This is a genomic window from Enterococcus sp. LJL99, assembly GCF_054871725.1.
The window spans coordinates 1-20,354 of the sequence record NZ_JBTXLT010000008.1; the positions used below are offsets into that span (position 1 = coordinate 1).

Consider the following 20,354-nt stretch of genomic DNA (forward strand, 5'->3'; position numbering starts at 1 on the left):
GCTTTATTCAAGATTATCTTGTAGCTGGAAATTACAATCCAACAGTGAATTTTAAGACATCCATTATTTCGTCTGCTTTAAATTTTACCAATAACCAAGCAACTCTTTCAGCTAAAGTGGTTTCGCAAGTTTGGTTAGAAAATGATTCTTCTGTAACAGATACATCTTCAGTTGCCCAACGAACTAGTAACACTTCGGTTACGGTCAGTAATGCAGGTGTAATTGTAATTGATAAAGTTACCGATGCTCCTTTTATTGAATCTGGAAATGCAATGGATCCGGCCAATCAAGACGAGAAAAATCCGACGGATATCTCATTTACGATTTCCTATAAAAATCATTCAACTGGTAGCCTAGGAAATGTTCGAGCCTTAGATGTTCTTCCTTATAATGGAGACGGTCGAGGAACACAATACTCGGGAAGTTACAATGTAATCAATGCGACAACATTAGTTGGTAAAGGAGATCTTTGGTATACGAATATGAGTGTTTCTGTTGAACTGGATCCCAATTCTGTAAATTTATCTGATGGGAAATGGAAGAAATTAGGGAATGATCAAAGTGTATTAAGCAGTGCCAAAGCGATTATGGCAGTCTATTCAGCGTTGCCTCCAGGAGAAGATTTTAGTTATTCTGTGACATTGAGACCAAAAAATCAAAAAGCAGGAGATCGTTTTGCAAATAGTCCTACTCTAAATTCTAATTTAAATCAATTGGTTAACGGAGTCGTTTCTAATTCTTCTGTCTTAGGACGGGAATTATCAGGTATCGCTTGGTATGATGACGATTTAGACGGGCTGATTGGAAAAACAGAGGAAAAGGTAGCTAATATTCCAGTCAAACTTTATCGAACGAGTCAAATTAACAATAAATATAAACAAGAACTAGTAAAAGAAAGTTTGACAGGTAAATTATTTATTGATAAAGCCAATAATTCTTTGGTTAAAACTAATAATCAAGGAGAATATCTTTTTGAAAATTTACCTGAAGGAGAATACATTGTAGAATTTGTTATTGCCAATCAACTTCAACAAAAGAAAGTCTTGATTACAAAGAAAATGGTTGGTGATGATTCAAGTATCAATTCAAAGGCAGCTATTGATACGGCAAAGACAGACGAGTATGTTCAACCGCTTCTTTCCGAATTACCAGACTTGGTTAATGAACAGAGTCTCTATCAAATCCCCCATGTAAATCTTGGTTTGATTCGACCTAGCAAGGTTTCTTTATTCAAATACATTGCTGGAACAGCAGTAGATACCAATGGTGATGGTAAATTAAGTGATGAAGAAAAAGCAAAAGGAACGCCTCTTAAGAACGCTGAGTTTGAATTGTATGAGACTGATTCAGATAAAAAAATCGGTAAAGCAACGACAGAAGCGACAGGAGTTGTGACTTTTGATGGTTTATTCCCTGGAAAATACTATTTAGTTGAAACAAAATCACCTGAGGGATATGAATTAGTTAAAAAGAAAATACCGTTTGAAATTACAAAAGGAAATCAAACAATTAAGTTGTACCAAGATGACAGTGCCTCAACCAAATTGCCATTTACTGGAAGTGATGAGACAGTTGTCTTATTAATTATTACTTCAACTAGTCTAATCATTGTTGGATTGATTATGGTTGTTTTAAAAAAAGGTTGGAAAAAGAGTGAAACCAAAAGACGTAAAACTTAAAATGGTGGAGGTGGAAAGACTGATATGCGAAGAGTAATGAATTCAAAAAAAAATAACGCAAGTCTTTTAATCATTTTATTACTATCAATCATTCTTTTAATACTATTTGGTTTTTTATTGAAGAAAACCAACAGATTAGATGCAAAAGAACAAAATCAGGAAAAGATCATGATTAAAGTAAATGATATCCCCATTACTGAAGAAATTCTTGAAATAGATGAAAATCAGGCCGACGTTGAATTATCAACTAAAAAAAGTAATTGGGTAAAAATTCCTTTGGAAAAAGGATTTTCAATATCACAAGTATTAGAAAATGGACAAGAATCAAGTCTGTTGGAACTAGCTTCAGATGATTTTAATATAAAGGATGAAGTAGAGAAGCTAGAGAACAGTGAGCAAAAATCGGATACAATCGATCAGAATAAATCCGAAATTAATAAAGTGGATTCTTCTAATGATTTTACTAGCATTGCTTTTCAGACAATAGAAAAAAATAAAGAGGTTGTCTATATTCGCTTAATTACAGGACAACCCTTAAAATTAAAAGTTAATCGGAAAGATTCAAGTGAAAGTACTGTGAAGTTAGTTTATTTAGATGGGAAATATTCATCAGATACAATTCTTAAATTGGCTTATGATGAACAATTTTTAGAGCCAATTACTCCATTATCAGAGGAAGAAACAGCTAATGATCAACTAGAGGAGCTTACCACAGATGAAATCTCTGATGAGTTGGTACCAGATAGTTTTGAAGTAGATTCTCGTGCAATTAGTGTTTCCAATCCATTTAAAGTAAGTGTTGATATTGATCGATTGTCAGGTGTCGCCCCGTTTGATACGACAGATGAACCAGGTTACGACAGCTCTCCAAACAATGATCGAGTTCGAACCTTTGATTCAGTTAATTATACCCTTAGAGCAGGAATTTCCATCAATACTTCTACTTATAAATCCTTAAGAGTTAGAGTGGATACAAAAGTGAATGGCGCTTGGCGGTTAGATAGTGCTGGAAAAGTAAGACAGACAGCAGAGTTGTTGAATGGAACATTAGTAAACGCTGCGAGCAATGGAACCAAAAATTCCACACATTCAACTTGGGTAAATGTAGAGGCTACTTCTGGACAAATCTTTGTTACTGAAACATTGAATACGTACGGTGGAGTAAATAATGATGAGCTTAATCCAGAATTTGTGTTGACTATTGAAAGTGCAGTAACTAATACTGGTTCGACTGTTTCAATCAATCAAGTGATTGATAAAAGTGTCTCACCTAATATGAGTGATAAAGTCTACTTAAGCGCAAAACCTTATGTGGACGTGAAATTAACTCGAAATACTAATAAAAATTCAAGTTTTGAAAAAGTGACTGGTACAAATGATAAACCATTCTCTTTAATTACCCCAGTAGCAGCTTATGTACAGTTGAAACCACTTCCTGGGCGAGCTGGTTTAACTCAACTTAAGGGAACAACTTATCCAGTAGGTGGGATATCTTATAAAATTAATCAAAATATTATTTATAAAAAAGAAATTAATGATACTGGAGTAGACTTAAAAATCGGAAAAGACACGGAACCTGTTGAAGTTATTATTTATGATGGATTTAGTGGCACGGAAATGCCTAAGAGAAAATTTACAAAAGAATATAGTGCGTATTCAAAGAATTACAAACCGCTCTCACTACAAGGAACAGAAGCTCCTTATGGCTACACAAAAGCAGTTTATCCTCCTAATCAAGCATACAGTAATTTAATCGGTATTTATGATACAGGAAATCCAGTGGTCAATAATAATTCGACTGATTATAATATTGAAATAAAGAATACTGATTATACACCTATTAGCGTAGGTGAGAGAAAATGGTTTTTTAGTGGAGGCGAGATGAAAGGAAAATCAGAGCCCTTTTCTGTTACGGCAATGCAAATGAGATTTCCATATGAATATTTAGAAAAACAAGTTGGAGTCAATGGATCATTAACTTATGATTTATCGATTTCAAGTATTAAATATGAAGGAGTTGAGCAATCTCAAACTGCTAAAGTATCAGTTGTTTGGGATCGTCAATGGCCAGGTGGAATGACGGCGTATACCACTTTTCTAAATGAAAAAATACAACCATTGAGCACCATTTCAGATAGGACCAATAATTGGAGCAGTGTTGGTGATGGTTCTGTTACCATAGGAAATAAGATATTAGTTAATTTTACCGTATCAATGACCGATCCAGAAGCAAAGACTGTTCTTCATTATGGTCGTTGGAATGCAAATAGTTTTTCATATGATTTTTCAAGAAGTATAAGAGAAACTCGAACAAAAGTAGTAGGATATGGTGTTAATTCAGCAGGAATTCCAGATGTTAAATTACGTACACAAGAGGAAATAGAAAAAGCGTACACTTGGTATCCTACTGCGAGTGAAGCTGTCAAAAATGGAGTAATTAGTGCAGTAAAGGCTATAGCTACAGTTCCAGATACTATAGTTGATGGATATCTTGTAGTCAACAGCTATATACCATTAATAGTTACTGGTTCTGAGGGTGTAAAAGATTCTAAAGCGAATCCAAATATTGCAGTTTGTAACGGTTTTTCATATAAAAATGGTGAATCTGCCTCTCGTCAATCACCTGTAAAAGGAGAGAGTAATTATGTGGCGACCCAATACAAAGATGGGATAAAAACAATAACACATAGCCCTTCTGGTCGTTGGGGAGATACGCTTTATATTAGGGGGATACTTATCTGCCCAACGATTGCAGCTGACAAAACCAACTACAACCCAACAGAAAAAATCACGTGGACAGCCAAAGGAAGTGTGACCAGTGGTTCTGATCAAAATCATAAAGTTCAACTGGATGTGACAATTCCTAAAGAAACAACCTATGAATTTGGTTCTGCGACGAATCATAAAGGCGAATCACTTCCCAATCCGACGATTACGGAAAATAGTGATGGAACAAAAACACTGCGCTTTATTCAAGATTATCTTGTAGCTGGAAATTACAATCCAACAGTGAATTTTAAGACATCCATTATTTCGTCTGCTTTAAATTTTACCAATAACCAAGCAACTCTTTCAGCTAAAGTGGTTTCGCAAGTTTGGTTAGAAAATGATTCTTCTGTAACAGATACATCTTCAGTTGCCCAACGAACTAGTAACACTTCGGTTACGGTCAGTAATGCAGGTGTAATTGTAATTGATAAAGTTACCGATGCTCCTTTTATTGAATCTGGAAATGCAATGGATCCGGCCAATCAAGACGAGAAAAATCCGACGGATATCTCATTTACGATTTCCTATAAAAATCATTCAACTGGTAGCCTAGGAAATGTTCGAGCCTTAGATGTTCTTCCTTATAATGGAGACGGTCGAGGAACACAATACTCGGGAAGTTACAATGTAATCAATGCGACAACATTAGTTGGTAAAGGAGATCTTTGGTATACGAATATGAGTGTTTCTGTTGAACTGGATCCCAATTCTGTAAATTTATCTGATGGGAAATGGAAGAAATTAGGGAATGATCAAAGTGTATTAAGCAGTGCCAAAGCGATTATGGCAGTCTATTCAGCGTTGCCTCCAGGAGAAGATTTTAGTTATTCTGTGACATTGAGACCAAAAAATCAAAAAGCAGGAGATCGTTTTGCAAATAGTCCTACTCTAAATTCTAATTTAAATCAATTGGTTAACGGAGTCGTTTCTAATTCTTCTGTCTTAGGACGGGAATTATCAGGTATCGCTTGGTATGATGACGATTTAGACGGGCTGATTGGAAAAACAGAGGAAAAGGTAGCTAATATTCCAGTCAAACTTTATCGAACGAGTCAAATTAACAATAAATATAAACAAGAACTAGTAAAAGAAAGTTTGACAGGTGAATTATTTATTGATAAAGCCAATAATTCTTTGGTTAAAACTAATAATCAAGGAGAATATCTTTTTGAAAATTTACCTGAAGGAGAATACATTGTAGAATTTGTTATTGCTGATCAACTTCAACAAAAGAAAGTCTTAATCACGAAGAAAATGGTTGGTGATGATTCAAGCATTAACTCCAAAGCGAATAGCGATACAGCGAAGACAGACGAGTATGTTCAACCGCTTCTTTCCGAATTACCTGATTTGGTTAATGAACAAAGTCTCTATAAAATACCACATATAAATCTTGGGTTGATTCGACCTAGCAAAGTTACATTATTTAAATACGTGGCTGGGACTGCAAAAGATACGAATGGTGATGGTAAATTAAGTGATGAAGAAAAGGCAAAAGGAACGCCACTTAAGGACGCTGAATTTGAATTGTATGAGACTGATTCAGATAAAAAAATCGGTAAAGCAACGACAGAAGCGACAGGATTCGTGATTTTTGATGGTTTATTCCCTGGAAAATACTATTTAGTTGAAACAAAATCACCTGAGGGATATGAATTGGTTAAAAAGAAAATACCGTTTGAAATTACAAAAGGAAATCAAACAATTAAGTTGTACCAAGATGACAGTGCCTCAACCAAATTGCCATTTACTGGAAGTGGTAAAACATTCATACTGTTAGTTATTGCTTCAAGTAGTTTTATTGTTTTTGGCTTAGTGATAGTTATTCTTAAGAATAACTCACAAAAAAGGAGGCGATTATCATGAAAAAAATCTTAAATTTTTTGGTCATTACATTTTTGATATTACTATTTGTTTATTCAAGTAATTTTAGTAGTTATGCGGCAGAATCAACGGATGTTTATAGCATTCATGTTATTAAATATCGTCTCGAGGATCACGAAAACGTACAAAATAAATTTCCAAGTAATGGAACTCAAATGAATGAATTAGTAGATGAATCAGGGAATCAATTGAAAAAGATGAGTGGAATTTCCTATAACATCACAAGGATGAAATTGAAGACAGATGAAACTGACGGAAATAGTCTCTCGTCATATGAAGTCGCAACAGGAAATGAAGCATTCAATATGGATATAGTAACAAATGAAGAAGGCGAAGCTGTTATAAATGGTCTTACAACGGGCGTTTATCAAGTAACAGAACTGCCACACAAGGAAATCAAAAAAGTTATGGAACCGAGCTTAGTTAAACTACCATTGATTACCGAAAGTAAACAATTAAATCATGTTTATATTTATCCAAAATCAAGTGTTGTGTCGAACGATATTAATGTCGTTCGTTCAGGTCCAACTAAACTTCCTGAAACTAGTGGTAATTTGGGGTCGAATTTGCAACTTATTTTGATGTTGATTATGAGTATTGGACTAGGTTTCTTTAGCATATATCGTGTAAATAAACAAATTCATAATTAAAAAAATATCTTTTATTTAAAAGGAACCCAATGCAAAATTTTTAGTTTTGTCAAGGGTTCCTTTCTTAAATAAAAGTAGTTACTATTACATATTATTTGAGGTTGTGGGTGAGACAAAAGTAAAAACCACTTTTGTTTTATCTTTTAAAACCGAACAAACGGCACAAAACAATCAGAATCTCGGCAATTTCCTAACCATCATTCATTGCAAAGAACGCAATAACTGCTGTTTCGTCCAATCGCTCAATTCTAAGCGATTGTTTTCTGGCCTGATAAACGGTGGTGCAAAAGTGCTTCTACGGAAACAATCAGCCAAGTTATACAACTGGCAATTCCAACTAAGAAAGTGAATCGCTCACTTTCTTATAAAATAAGCCGAAATTGTTGTAAAACACAGCGAATGAAATAAGCTGATGTTGCACAATACCTACTCGGTTACCAAAAATTTGAAAAACACCAAGTAGGAATCATTCAACATCGAAAGGAAACCTTTCGTGTTTCTTGTCATTTACGGAAATTCCTTCTTATTGCGATAAATCACGAAGAACGTAGTGATTCGATGATGCATCGTACCTACTTGGTTCTCAGAGCTAACCGCCTTTGTCCCAACCTCTACGTTTATTTAGTATCTATCAAAAAGAAATTATCGTAATTTTATTAGCAAAAAATAACTGAAAGGAAGCAGCTTATGCTAAATATCAATTATTTGATTACTGGAGTAATGATATTAATAATGGGATTGTTTATTTATTTACTCTATTTTTCATTTAATATATTCTATTTAGAGAAAGTAAAGTATCCAATAAAAAATAAAAAAAGATTAGTCAAAAAAAGGCAATTCAAGCAGTATCGAGCGAGAACAGAAAAAATATTAAGAGGATCCCAACTAATCATCGGATTGACACTGTTTTTGTTATTGTTAATTACGTTTATTATTTTAAAAGTTGAATCACATTCTAATCAACTGTTGCAGTCAAATTACAATGTATTGAATGAGCAAAAAAAATTAGAAAAGAAAATCAAAAAGCAGGATCAAATGTTAGATAAACTTATTCATTTAACAATCTATCCTGAAGAGGGGCTATCGTCATTTAAAATAAATAGTGATGATATATGGCAGGATTCAGGGAAACAAGCCTTCATCGAGAATTTAAGTAAAGAGTTAGCAACCTTATTTCCAAACTGTAAAATTACGATAGAACTAAATTCAGAGTTAAAAAGACTAACCCTCAATTTAAAAGAAAGTAAGGCGCAAATAGAATTAGACCGACAGAATAGAAAAGAGTTACTTGAGAGATTTAAAGTAGAATTAGCTGAATTCAATTCTGTTGATCAATATATGCTTAATGAATCGTGGTTTGATAAAGATTCAGAAGAAAAAATATATATTAAGAACACAGAAGGAAAATTTATTGAACAAGAACTTAGTATCAATCCTTCTAATGAAGAAATTGCCTCTCAGAGTGAGAATGAAAATTGAGACAAAAGGATTAAGTGAGTGAAATAAGACTAAATAACTTTTTTTATAAATTAATGGTTGATGGATCATATAAACAATCATAATCTCGACAAATTATTAACTTTTATTCATTGCATAGTGTTTAATCAAGGAAGACAACAAAAAAAGTCGAAATTCCAAGGAAATTCTTAGGAATTTTGACTTTTTTTGTCTAAAAATGAAGAGAGAGTAGAGCTTTCAATCACCTCTTCAGATATTTTGGTCGTTTAGTAGTCTCGTGCTTTCATCTCAGGCTCGATTGCCTGATAAACATGCCATTCATCAAAATTGACAATGGTTGTTCGAATATCATCGCTTTCTGGTTGTAAAAACTCAGCTAATTCTTTGATAGACAACGTAGATTTGATGGCCATTTGATTTGGTAGAATTTCAATCCAGTTGTTAGGAGAATGTTTTTCTAATTTCTTTCTTAAATTTGTAACAGTTTCTTGATTATGTTTCTCATTCACTGGAAAAGATACTAAATAGTTATTCATGACTTTCACCTCTTAATAGTGATTATAGCAAGTGAATAAAAATATAACAAAAGTTAAGTGTGTTTTGGCTAAATAATTTAAACAGATTTGATAAATTGTATGTTAGACCAAAACGTTAATTTTTTTCTAAAAATAGTTTAAGTCCAAAAAGTAAGAGGACGACACCTGAAACGTTGTTAATGATTTTTTTCGTTCGATCAGACTCCATGATGCCTCTGATTTTATCAAGAAAAAGTACATATAAGCCAAATAAGATAAAAGTTGCTACAGCATAGGTTGCTCCGAGTAAAGCGAAATAAAACCAACTTGTATCAGACTGTGCCACGAATTGTGGTAAAAAAGTTAAAAAGAAAATCGCGACTTTGGGATTTAGTAAATTCGTTAATAATCCTTGAAGGAAGGGATTAGCAAGTTCATTATTTTTAGTGTTTTTTGTATCAGTATTTTTGGTCAATAAGGATTTGATACCTAAATAAATCAAATAAATAGCGCCTAAATATTTTACGATTGAAAATAAAACTGCCGATTTCACAAGTAAAGCTGATAGACCAATCGTAGCAAAAAGAGTATGGATAATCAAAGCTGTACAAGTTCCAAAAATTGTTTGAAAGCCTGCCTTTTTTTTGCTGCTTAAAGTATTTTTTGTAATCAAAATATAGTCCGGACCTGGGACAAGGATTAGTAATATAACCAAAAATAAAAAGTTAAGATAGTCACTCAAAATAATTCCTCCTTTTTTTGAGTCAATAATAACATACTAATTTAAAAAAATAAATTTGTTTTAAGAAATAGTTAGGTAAGTTAGCTAATTTTACTTGCGTAGACCTTAACAATTGTCATCAGATTCAAATAGTGTTAGTATGGCGAATGGAGATTAGAGAACTCAAAATATATTTTTTAGGACCCAAGGAAGAGCAGTCTTAAAAGCTTGACATAAATCGATTTGTAAATCAGTTAATTGACTATGTTATTACATAAATTGAGTTAACTTTTTATCTCGTAAACTAATAGTTATGAGGTGTATAAAATGGTAAAAGCTTACAAATCATATTGGGAAAACATGTTAAATATTAGTGGCACAGCCACAAGGGCGCAATATTGGTGGCCGCAAGTAGTCAATTATTTGGCTATATTTGTATTTAGTCTTATTGCCGGGCTTAGCGAATCTCTAACGGTAGAAATGTTTGATTATTCAAGTATTCGATTTTTATCATTTAGCTTTTGGGGTTATCTAGTTATTATTTTATCATTTTGTATTTGGCTTGCGAATTTTACTGTGCGTGCAAGAAGATTACATGATATAGACAAAAGTAATTGGTGGATTTTACTTTATATGTTTCCTTTTTTTGGCCCATTAATTCTATTTATTTTTCTTATTTTGCCTAGTACTCCTTATTCGCGTTGGAGAAATAATTTTTAATTAATTTACTGTTGTGAGATTTGGAAAAAGCCATTCAAACTGACCACTGAATAGATTTTATGTCGTTTGTTCGGTTTTAAAAGATAAAACAAAAGTGATTTTTACTTTTGTCTCACCCATGTTACACATTATTCTAGCAATGTTTGAAACTACTTTAAGAAACAACTAAAAGTTTTGACTAGTTTTTAGGCACTTATTAATTGTAAATAATAGGATAAAAGCTACCAATTCTAAACCTTTTTGTTTATTGGTAGCTATTTTATCTGGAATTTTGACAATTTCAATTAAAAACATAAGATTTGTTTCCTTATAAAAGCGTTTTTCAAAAAAAGACAAATTTTGCTGGAATGAAAGATAATTTGACTAAACCTTTAATTTTTTTGATGAGTAGCATATAATAAGAAAGAATAACAAGCTATATAAAGAGAAAAATTCATGATATACTATTTATTTAAGGGAACATTACTGGAGGGGATACAACATGGCAAAAGCTAAATCAAGATACAAAGCCGTGATTGCTGAACATACATACACAATTATCGGACAAGAAAGTAAACAACACATGGATTTAGTTACAAAACTAGTAAATGAACAATTAGCTGAAATCAAACATATTTCGCCGCAAACTGATGATGAACAGGCATCTGTATTGTTAGCGATTAATGCGATTTCGGATCAGTTGAAAAAACAAGAACAAGTGCTAAATTTAGAAAATGAATTGGCTGAAATGAAAAAGAAAACGATTCGTTTAGCAGAATTAGAAAATCGAATTAAACGTATTGAAGCAATTGAAGAAGAAGCACGAGGAGTTTTAAAGAAGAACGGTAATGAGGATGTAGAAATCCATAATCATATGGAAGCACAACAAATTTTAAATGAAAATCGAAAAAAACAAATTCAAAGTAAAAGTGGTCAAGAGTAATAGGCTGAGAGGATGACAGGATGTTAACATTATTGATTATTCTTGTATTAGGTATCGGATTTTATACAGGAGCAAAGCGAGGTTTGATCTTACAGGTTTTATATACATTTGGCTATTTAATTGCTTATTTTATTGCTAAAAGTCAATATAAAAATTTGGCTGCTCACCTTGAATTGTATGTACCTTATCCTTCAGCAACACCAAATACTAAATTAGTTTTTTTTAATCAAGAGATTACACTAGAATTAGATCAAGCTTTTTATGGAGCGGTCGCTTTTTTACTGATTTTATTTGCTGGATGGTTAGTCATTCGCTTTCTGGCTATTTTTGCCCATGGATTAGTTTTTGTTCCTGTTTTAAAAGAAGCAAACTGGATTGCAGGAGGCGTGATGAACTTTTTAGTCGTTTATGTAGGACTTTTTTTAGTTTTAAGCACAGTTGCAATGATTCCTGTTGATTTTATTCAAAGTCAATTTAAAAGTAATGGATTTGCACGTTTTATTGTTCAAGATACCCCGGTTTTTTCAAAACAAATTTATCATTTATGGGTTGAGCAAATGATAAAATAGTAAAAATTCTTGAAAGTGGTATTTGAAATACTGCAGCAAAATTTTATAATAGATTGACAATCAATCGTTAAAAAAAAGTCAGTGATTTTGCTAATTCTTTAAAACTCGTACGTTGCTTTTGTTGCAAAGTACGAGTTTTAGTCCAATTACTTAATCATCGTTTATTTTTATAACGACTTATTTTAGTGAATCAAAGAACAGAAGGTGAATCAATGAATACCCGTATTTTAAAAACGTTAGAATTTAATGAAGTAAAACGAATGATTGTTCAATATCTAGTGACTGATCAAGGAGCTGAACAAATTGAACAGTTGATACCAGTCAATGATTTTGAAGTCATTCAATCGTGGTTAAGTGAAACAGAAGATGGTTTGAAGATCCATCGTTTACGTGGAGGAATTCCAATACCTAAGCTAGAAAATATTCGTCCTAGTATGAAACGAATTGAAATTGGGGCTGATTTAAATGGTCTAGAATTAGCTCAAATTGGTCGTGTTTTGTCCACAACGAATGAAATGTTGAAATTTTTTAATGAGTTAAAAGAGAATGAAATCGAGTTATTACGTATTTATTCTTGGATTGAGCAATTAGTAACATTACCTGATGTTAGTCGTCGCTTGAGAGAAGCTATTGATGAGGATGGACGAGTGACAGATGAAGCTTCTCCAGAATTGAAAAATATTCGTACGAGTATTAAACGGAGTGAACAGTCGATTCGCGAGCAACTAGATGGAATCGTTCGTGGAAAGAGCGCAAAATATTTAAGTGATGCCATCGTTACAATGAGGAATGAACGATATGTTATTCCAGTAAAGCAAGAGTATAAAAGTGTTTTTGGTGGTGTAGTCCATGACCAAAGTGCTTCTGGACAAACATTATTTATTGAACCAAAACAAATTGTTGAAATGAACAATCGTCTTCGTCAGCATCAAATTGCAGAAAGAAGCGAAATTGAACGTATTTTAGCTGAGCTTTCAGCTGAATTAGCTCCTTATCGAAATGAAATTTTGCACAATGCGTATGTTTTAGGTAAACTTGATTTTATAAATGCAAAGGCTCGTTTTGGGAAAGAAATAAAAGCAATCGTGCCAGCAATCAGTCAAGAAAATCATATTGATTTTAAACAGGCTAGACATCCACTTTTAGATCAAGAAAAAGCTGTTCCTAATGATATTAAAATTGGGGAAGAGTATCAGGCAGTTGTAATCACTGGACCTAATACAGGTGGTAAAACAATTACCTTAAAAACATTAGGACTTTTGCAATTAATGGGACAAGCAGGATTACCACTACCTGTTGCAGAAGAGAGTCAAATGGGGATTTTTGAAGAAATTTTTGCTGATATTGGTGATGAACAGTCGATTGAGCAAAGTTTAAGTACTTTTTCTTCACATATGACAACGATTGTTGATGTGTTAAAAAAGGTGAATAATCGAAGCTTAGTTTTATTTGATGAATTAGGTGCTGGGACAGATCCTCAAGAAGGGGCTGCTTTAGCAATTTCAATTTTAGATGCTTTGGGAAGTAAAAGTGCTTATGTGATGGCGACAACCCATTATCCAGAGCTGAAAGTTTATGGTTACAATCGTTCAGGGACAATCAATGCTAGTATGGAATTCAATGTAGATACGTTAAGTCCAACCTATCGCTTGTTGATAGGTGTACCAGGTCGTAGTAATGCTTTTGAAATTTCGAAAAGACTTGGCTTAGATAGCTCGATCATTGATGAGGCAAAACAAATCATGGATGGAGAAAGTCAAGATTTGAATGAAATGATTGCTGATTTAGAAAACAGACGAAAAATGGCTGAAACAGAATACTTAGAAGTACGCCATTATGTTGATGAAGCAGAACGATTGCATAGAGAATTAAAAGAAGCATATACATTCTTTTTTGATGAACGTGAAAAAGAAATGACAAAAGCAAAGAAAAAAGCAAATGAGTTAGTCTCACAAGCACAAGAAGAAGCAGAAAAAGTGATTTCAGATATTCGCGCAATGCAATTGTCTGGAGGGAATCATGGAATCAAGGAGCATCAACTGATTGATGCAAAATCGAAATTATCTCAATTACATCAAGATGAAACACATTTAGAAAAGAATAAAGTATTGAAAAAAGCGAAGGAACAAAAGAAACTTAAGGTTGGCGATGAAGTACTTGTGACTACTTATGGGCAACGAGGGACTTTATTAAGAAATGTTGGAAATCAGGAATGGCAAGTTCAGCTGGGGATTTTAAAAATGACCGTCAATGAAAATGATATGACGCCAGTTGCTCCTGAAAAAGAAGCTCCTCAACGTGTGACCGCTGTTCGCTCGAGTCAAGCAAGTCATGTACCTAGTCAATTAGATTTACGTGGGCAACGCTATGAAGATGCTTTGGCGGAAGTCGATCAATATTTGGATGCCGCAATTTTAGCTGGTTATGCGCAAGTGACAATAGTTCATGGTAAAGGAACTGGTGCTTTAAGAACAGGAATTACTGAATATTTAAAAAATCACCGTAGTGTAAAAAGCTATGAATTTGCGCCAGGAAATCAAGGCGGAAATGGTGCGACAATTGTAAAATTCAGCTAATTGTCTTACTTATTGTAAGCACGAAAGTAGTCGAATATAGTATCTAGTGCTATACTAAATCTATAGTATAAATATTGGGAGGCCTATAAGATGACACAAGCAATTACAGATAAAGATTTTGTAGAAGAAACAGATAACGGACTAGTTTTGATTGATTTTTGGGCAACATGGTGTGGTCCTTGTCGTATGCAATCACCTATCTTAGACCAGTTATCTGAAGAATATGATGAATCTGAAGTGAAAATAGTTAAAATGGATGTGGATGAAAATCCTGAAACACCAGCATCATTTGGTATTATGAGTATTCCGACGCTTTTATTGAAAAAAGATGGCGAAGTAGTCGAAAAAGCGGTTGGCGTTCATTCAAAAGAGCAACTAAAGGCAATGATTGATCAATACAAGTAAACTATAAAATGATTTAGAAAACCATGTGAAATTTTCATTTTCACATGGTTTCTTTTTTTATTATGAGTATTATGTGTATTTGTAGAGAAAAATACGAATTAAAATGAAAACTATTTCATTTTAAGGATGTTCATTTTGTTGTGATTGGAATTTTAAGAAAAATGGAGGTAGAATATGGTTGCTGATTATGATAATTACAAGTAATTTATTTAAAATTTTTTGTGCTGAAGAGTATTTTTACTTTGCAATGATAAAAACTAGCTAATTATTCGAAAATTAAATACGAGTATCTATCGTATAGAGAAATGAATTATTAGTATTGGTAAATCAAGGAGGAAGACATATGGATACAAAAGACGAAAAAAAAATCGAAACCCTAGGCGCTTTTGAAGTAAATGAACTGATGCTTTCGTTAGCTCAAAAAGACGAAAAAAATGGCTTTTTTTTGAATGCTGGAAAAGGAAATCCCAACTGGATTAATACAAAAGCTAGGTTAGCTTTTTGTAAGCTAGTAGAGTTTGGCGTTCAAGAGTCGGAAAGAACATTGTGCCATGGAGATTTAGCTGGAAGCATTGAAACAGTTGGAATTTATGAACGTTTTATCAATTACTTACAAGATACTACTAATGAAATGAAAGTATTTTTCGAAACTAGTCTAAATTATCTCAAGAATGAATTACACTTAAACTTAGATTCCGTTGTCGCTGAATGGGTAGATGGAGCTATTGGGAATAACTACCCTACACCTAATCGTGTTTTAACGAATACTGAAACCATTTTAACTCACTATTTAGAAACAATTCTTTTTGCTAAAACTAATTTAGCTGAACAAACACAAGTATTCCCCACTGAAGGCGGATCCGCAGCCATGGTTTACATTTTTAATTCCTTAAAAGAAAATAAATTGATTCAATTAGGCGATAAAATTGCCATTAGCAGTCCAATTTTCACCCCGTACATTCAAATTCCCGAATTAAATGATTATGAAATGGTAGAAATCGATTTACGTGCTACAGAAAAAACTAATTGGGAAGTCCCAACTGATGAATTTGATAAGCTTAAAGATCCAACAATCAAAGCACTATTTTTAGTTAATCCAAGTAACCCGGGATCAAAAGCACTTGGAGAAAAAGAATTACAAAAAATTAAAGCAATCGTAGACGAACGCCCAGAGCTTATGATTATAACTGATGATGTTTATGGTTCATTTGTTAAGGATTTTCAATCTGTGTATTCAGTCGTTCCACAAAATACGCTTTTAGTTTATTCCTATTCAAAATTATTTGGTGCAACAGGTTGGCGTATTGGTTTAATCGCCTTAAATAAAGAGAATGTTTTTGATCAATTGATTCAACAGTTATCTGAAGGAAAGAAGGATGAGTTGAAAAAAAGGTATGAATCTGTTGTTTTAGAACCTAGCGAGATGAAATTTGTGGATCGCTTAGTTGCGGATAGTCGTTCTATTGGTTTATATCATACATCTGGCTTATCCACACCCCAACAAATCATGGAAGTTCTTTTTAGTTTAACTCATTTAATTAGCAAAAAAGAGCAGGATCATTATATTACTGAATCGAAAAAATTAATTAGTACTCGTTATGATTTACTGCATGAGGCATTAAACTATCCTAAGGACAGTAGTCGATTAAATGCTAAATACTATTCGTTAATCAATATTTATGATTTGGCAGAACAATTATACGGGACAGCGTTTAAAAACCATTTGAGTAGTCAATTTGAAGAAGTCGATTTTTTATTGAATTTGGCTAAGAAAAATGGCGTTGTTTTGATGGATGGTGTTGGTTTTGGAACGAATCCAGGAGAGATAAGAGTTTCTAGTGCGAATCTTCCTACAAAGGATTATCCAATAATTGGGAAACAAATACTAGAATTGCTTGCTGATTATTATAAAGAATATCAAAATAGTTAGTAAGAGCGTTTCATTAATTCTATATTTTTTGTGAAGTGATAAGAATAGAGATACTTTATCTAAAGATTTAGATTATTCAATTGAAGAAAAGTAATCCAATGAGAAAAGTAAATGGTTCTTTTACTTATGAAATAGGCCACAAAATATAGAATAGAAAAAAATCTAGCAAGGATCATTCAACGTCAAATGATTCCTGCTAGATTTTTTTGAAGTATATCCTTTCTATTTGAATTAGTTATAAATAAAAATAGTCTATTGCTTTTTTATAGAAAAGAGTTACAATAGATATAGGTCGTTCCACGACCTATATCTATTGATTTATTTATTACTAAAATTGAGAGGTTGATAGCTATGGTGGAAAAGTATATCCCGTTAAACGAGCCCAGCTGTTATATCTTATTATCGCTATTTGAAAGCGCTAAACATGGCTATGCGATTATTCAAGATATCAAAAAACTAACGAATGGTAGCTTATCAATGGGTAATGGTACATTGTACGGAATTTTAAAGCGAATGACAGAAGATGGCATTATTGAGACGAGTGAATTGGATGATAAAAAAACATATTATATCACTGATGAGGGAAAGAAAGTATTAGAGCTTGAATTAGGAAGGTTAAATCGATTGGTTGCTAATTTCAAAAACTTAAACATAAAGGAGCGATAAAAATGGCAATTAGGTTAATCCCATTAAAAAATAGTTTAATCGACAATGAGGAAAAATATCTTACAGATATGTTGAAAAAAAACTTGATTCTGAAAAAGAAAGGGTGGTTCTTTTATCAATTTTCACAAAAAACAAATCATCATTTTAAAAGCTATAAAATTTTACTAACAGATAATCTTGAATGTGAGATACCATCTTTAGTAGGAAAAATGACTAAAGTAGTTAGTAAGAAAATGAAATTTACGAAATTTTCCCTTAATTACTACCTTTGTGATACCAATGAGTTTCGTTGGTTGCGAGATGAAGAAACGGACCTGCACTATTATCAGACACTAAGCAATCAGCTATCGATTTTTGGCATCGTTTTTGGATTACCTTTTCCTTTAACTTTTGTATTATTAGCAGCAAATATTCAAATTCCTATGTTAATTTTTTTCTTGACAATCCCTGCTGTAGCTTTTGCTATATCTAAGTTGATACAATCTGATTATTGTTCTAAGGAAATTGCCCAAATCGATTATTTAAACGGTCGTTTGACTGGATTTGAAGCTGAATATATTTTAACCCTTAAAAATCTAGCTCCAAGTGATTTGCAAGCAGCAAAAGAAAAAATGACTGTATTTGGTTATGTTCGAAAAGTCAATGATGAAATGTATCGAATCAAAAGTCCTTTGAAGAAAGAAGACCTCTACGAAGGGGTGTTAGCTGCTCTAAATATTAATCAGACTCAATGCACCTTATTCAATATTGGTGAGTTATACGTAATGTTTTAAACTGCAAAAACTTACTAAAGTTTTTTGTTCCAATAATAAAATATTTTTGGTAATGAGTTGAAAATTGTTCAAATCCCCTTATTTTATTGACTGTTTTCTTATTTTAAGGCGGCTAGAATAGAACTTTTTGCTTAAAATGATATAATATCTTTATACTGGTGAAGAAAGGATAAACAATGAACGAACGAATCAAACACAAATTAGCTTTACTTCCTGATCAACCAGGTTGCTACTTAATGAAAGACAAAAATGGAACAATCATTTATGTAGGAAAAGCAAAAATACTAAAAAATCGCGTACGCTCTTATTTTACTGGCAGCCATGATACTAAAACGGAGCGATTAGTCAGTGAAATCGAAGACTTTGAATATATAGTAACCGAATCAAATATTGAAGCTTTATTGTTAGAAATAAATTTAATCCATAAAAATGATCCAAAATATAATATTATGTTAAAGGACGACAAAAGTTATCCTTTTATTAAAATTACAAATGAAGATTATCCGAGATTATTGATTACGCGTAAAGTACTTAAGGATAAGGCGCTTTATTTTGGCCCTTATCCAGATGTTGGTGCAGCAAATGAAACGAAAAGGTTGTTGGATCGCTTATTTCCGTTAAGAAAATGTCGTGTTTTACCGAAGGAAGTTTGTTTATATTATCATATGGGACAATGTTTAGCGCCTTGTGTTTTTGATATTCCTCAGAAAACCTATAAAGAAATGGTAGCGGAAATCAAAAGTTTTTTAAATGGTGGTCATACAGTCATTCAAGAAGCTATTCAAACTAAAATGGAAACAGCTGCTGAAAATATGGAATTTGAGAAAGCGGCTGAATACCGTGATCAAATTAAAGCAATCGAAACAGTTATGACGCGTCAAAAAATGACAAATGCTGATTTAGTCGATCGAGATATTTTTGGCTATGCGGTGGATAAAGGCTGGATGTGTGTCCAAGTATTTTTTGTTCGACAAGGAAAATTGATTGAACGGGATGTTTCGATTTTTCCGTTTTATAATGAAGAAGAGGAAGACTTTTTAACGTATATTGGTCAATTTTATCAGGAAAATCAACATTTTATCCCGAAAGAAGTACTGATTCCAGATAATATAGATAAAGAGAGTGTTGAGGCAATGCTTTCGACTAAAGTATTACAACCTCAAAGAGGCGAAAAGAAAAAATTAGTTAAATTAGCTGGGAAAAATGCGATCGTCGCGCTACAAGAGAAATTTGATTTGATTGTTCGTAAACAAGAACGAACAATCGGAGCGGTTGAAAAATTAGGCAATGCAATGAATATCCCGACGCCTATTCGTATCGAAGCGTTTGATAATTCCAATATCATGGGAACAGATCCAGTTTCTGCCATGGTTGTTTTTATTGATGGACGTCCTGATAAGAAAGAATATCGTAAATATAAAATAAAAACGGTCAAAGGGCCTGATGATTATGCTTCAATGCGAGAGGTCATTTATCGCAGATATTCAAGAGTTCTAAAAGAAAATTTGCCATTTCCTGATCTAATTGTTATAGATGGAGGAAAAGGTCAAGTGGATGCTGCGAAAGAAGTTTTAGATAATCAATTAGGATTGGATATCCCAATTGCAGGTCTGGCGAAAAATGATAAACATAAAACAAGTGAATTATTATTCGGACCTGAACTAACGATTGTTCCTTTGGAGAGGAATTCTCAAGAATTTTTCCTACTACAAAGGATTCAAGATGAAGTCCATCGTTTTGCGATTACGTTCCATCGACAATTACGAAGTAAAAATAGCTTTTCTTCAAAATTGGATGCGATTGAAGGTTTAGGTCCAAAGCGGAAAAAAGAATTATTGAAACAATTTAAGTCTTTAAAAAACATTACAGCGGCTTCAATTGAAGAATTGAAAGAAATTGGTTTGCCGAAAAATGTTGCTGAAAATGTCTACCAGCATTTACATGAAGAAACGGAAGAAAAATAACTTGGAAATAAAGAGTAGTTAGCGTTCTATTAACGTTTCTTACTCTTTATTATTTTTGAAGAATTGTTTGACACTCAAACCAAAAAAAGTTAATCTAATACTATCAGATTAAAAAATTCTAAGAAAAAATTGAAGATAAATCTGTGTTTTTTT

The 20,354-nt window shown here is 32.8% G+C and carries 15 protein-coding genes; 13 read left to right on the forward strand and 2 right to left on the reverse strand.

What is annotated here, in order from left to right; genetic code table 11:
- The 4 genes from ACYSNW_RS12345 to ACYSNW_RS12360 form a co-directional block, all read left to right on the forward strand.
- A partial coding sequence (locus ACYSNW_RS12345; RefSeq protein WP_461744901.1) for a SpaA isopeptide-forming pilin-related protein occupies window positions 1-1,679 on the forward strand: 1,679 nt, incomplete at its 5' end.
- A gap of 24 nt (window positions 1,680-1,703) precedes the next feature.
- The gene (locus ACYSNW_RS12350) at window positions 1,704-6,314 is read left to right on the forward strand and encodes a SpaA isopeptide-forming pilin-related protein (protein WP_461744903.1); all 4,611 of its coding nucleotides are present in this window, start codon (window positions 1,704-1,706) and stop codon (window positions 6,312-6,314) included.
- On the forward strand, window positions 6,311-6,982 hold the full coding sequence (locus ACYSNW_RS12355) for a hypothetical protein (protein WP_461744905.1): 672 nt from the start codon (window positions 6,311-6,313) through the stop codon (window positions 6,980-6,982). The genes ACYSNW_RS12350 and ACYSNW_RS12355 overlap by 4 nt, the downstream gene beginning before the upstream one ends.
- Window positions 6,983-7,669: 687 nt before the next feature.
- Entirely contained in the window at window positions 7,670-8,461 is a 792-nt protein-coding gene (locus tag ACYSNW_RS12360; protein ID WP_461744907.1) for a hypothetical protein, read from the forward strand.
- A 245-nt stretch (window positions 8,462-8,706) separates the two neighbouring features.
- Here ACYSNW_RS12360 and ACYSNW_RS12365 read toward each other — a convergent pair whose 3' ends face one another.
- Together ACYSNW_RS12365 and ACYSNW_RS12370 are read right to left on the reverse strand one after the other, a co-directional pair.
- Complete coding sequence (locus tag ACYSNW_RS12365) at window positions 8,707-8,976, reverse strand: hypothetical protein (protein ID WP_461744909.1); 270 nt, start codon at window positions 8,974-8,976, stop codon at window positions 8,707-8,709.
- 115 nt (window positions 8,977-9,091) lie between these two features.
- Complete coding sequence (locus ACYSNW_RS12370; protein WP_461744911.1) at window positions 9,092-9,697, reverse strand: LysE family translocator; 606 nt, start codon at window positions 9,695-9,697, stop codon at window positions 9,092-9,094.
- Window positions 9,698-10,003: 306 nt separating this feature from the next.
- Here ACYSNW_RS12370 and ACYSNW_RS12375 point away from each other — a divergent pair, with 306 nt between their 5' ends.
- From ACYSNW_RS12375 to uvrC, 9 genes are all read left to right on the forward strand, one after another.
- Complete coding sequence (locus tag ACYSNW_RS12375) at window positions 10,004-10,396, forward strand: DUF805 domain-containing protein (protein ID WP_461744913.1); 393 nt, start codon at window positions 10,004-10,006, stop codon at window positions 10,394-10,396.
- Window positions 10,397-10,877: 481 nt separating this feature from the next.
- On the forward strand, window positions 10,878-11,318 hold the full coding sequence (gene zapA, locus ACYSNW_RS12380; protein ID WP_461744915.1) for a cell division protein ZapA: 441 nt from the start codon (window positions 10,878-10,880) through the stop codon (window positions 11,316-11,318).
- A 20-nt stretch (window positions 11,319-11,338) separates the two neighbouring features.
- Window positions 11,339-11,887, forward strand: coding sequence for a CvpA family protein (locus ACYSNW_RS12385; RefSeq protein WP_461744917.1), 549 nt, complete (start codon window positions 11,339-11,341; stop codon window positions 11,885-11,887).
- Window positions 11,888-12,099: 212 nt separating this feature from the next.
- Complete coding sequence (locus ACYSNW_RS12390) at window positions 12,100-14,463, forward strand: endonuclease MutS2 (RefSeq protein ID WP_461744919.1); 2,364 nt, start codon at window positions 12,100-12,102, stop codon at window positions 14,461-14,463.
- Between the two features lie 90 nt (window positions 14,464-14,553).
- Window positions 14,554-14,868: a thioredoxin gene (gene trxA, locus ACYSNW_RS12395; protein ID WP_461744921.1), complete on the forward strand. Its 315-nt coding sequence runs from the start codon at window positions 14,554-14,556 to the stop codon at window positions 14,866-14,868.
- A 343-nt stretch (window positions 14,869-15,211) separates the two neighbouring features.
- Window positions 15,212-16,798, forward strand: coding sequence for a bifunctional aspartate transaminase/aspartate 4-decarboxylase (locus tag ACYSNW_RS12400; RefSeq protein WP_461744923.1), 1,587 nt, complete (start codon window positions 15,212-15,214; stop codon window positions 16,796-16,798).
- Between the two features lie 351 nt (window positions 16,799-17,149).
- Window positions 17,150-17,464, forward strand: a complete 315-nt coding sequence (locus tag ACYSNW_RS12405; RefSeq protein ID WP_461744925.1) for a PadR family transcriptional regulator — start codon at window positions 17,150-17,152, stop codon at window positions 17,462-17,464.
- A gap of 2 nt (window positions 17,465-17,466) precedes the next feature.
- Window positions 17,467-18,237, forward strand: coding sequence for a hypothetical protein (locus ACYSNW_RS12410; protein ID WP_461744927.1), 771 nt, complete (start codon window positions 17,467-17,469; stop codon window positions 18,235-18,237).
- Between the two features lie 176 nt (window positions 18,238-18,413).
- Entirely contained in the window at window positions 18,414-20,201 is a 1,788-nt protein-coding gene (uvrC, locus tag ACYSNW_RS12415) for an excinuclease ABC subunit UvrC (protein WP_461744929.1), read from the forward strand.
- Window positions 20,202-20,354: the final 153 nt, after the last annotated feature.

Bases quoted from the DNA above. Each gene is read 5' to 3' on its own strand.
- ACYSNW_RS12350 (WP_461744903.1), top strand. From the start codon at position 1,704: ATGCGAAGAGTAATGAATTCAAAAAAAAATAACGCAAGTCTTTTAATC.
- ACYSNW_RS12355 (WP_461744905.1), top strand. From the start codon at position 6,311: ATGAAAAAAATCTTAAATTTTTTGGTCATTACATTTTTGATATTACTA.
- ACYSNW_RS12360 (WP_461744907.1), top strand. From the start codon at position 7,670: ATGCTAAATATCAATTATTTGATTACTGGAGTAATGATATTAATAATG.
- ACYSNW_RS12365 (WP_461744909.1), bottom strand. From the start codon at position 8,976: ATGAATAACTATTTAGTATCTTTTCCAGTGAATGAGAAACATAATCAA.
- ACYSNW_RS12375 (WP_461744913.1), top strand. From the start codon at position 10,004: ATGGTAAAAGCTTACAAATCATATTGGGAAAACATGTTAAATATTAGT.
- zapA (WP_461744915.1), top strand. From the start codon at position 10,878: ATGGCAAAAGCTAAATCAAGATACAAAGCCGTGATTGCTGAACATACA.
- ACYSNW_RS12385 (WP_461744917.1), top strand. From the start codon at position 11,339: ATGTTAACATTATTGATTATTCTTGTATTAGGTATCGGATTTTATACA.
- ACYSNW_RS12390 (WP_461744919.1), top strand. From the start codon at position 12,100: ATGAATACCCGTATTTTAAAAACGTTAGAATTTAATGAAGTAAAACGA.
- trxA (WP_461744921.1), top strand. From the start codon at position 14,554: ATGACACAAGCAATTACAGATAAAGATTTTGTAGAAGAAACAGATAAC.
- ACYSNW_RS12400 (WP_461744923.1), top strand. From the start codon at position 15,212: ATGGATACAAAAGACGAAAAAAAAATCGAAACCCTAGGCGCTTTTGAA.
- ACYSNW_RS12405 (WP_461744925.1), top strand. From the start codon at position 17,150: ATGGTGGAAAAGTATATCCCGTTAAACGAGCCCAGCTGTTATATCTTA.
- ACYSNW_RS12410 (WP_461744927.1), top strand. From the start codon at position 17,467: ATGGCAATTAGGTTAATCCCATTAAAAAATAGTTTAATCGACAATGAG.
- uvrC (WP_461744929.1), top strand. From the start codon at position 18,414: ATGAACGAACGAATCAAACACAAATTAGCTTTACTTCCTGATCAACCA.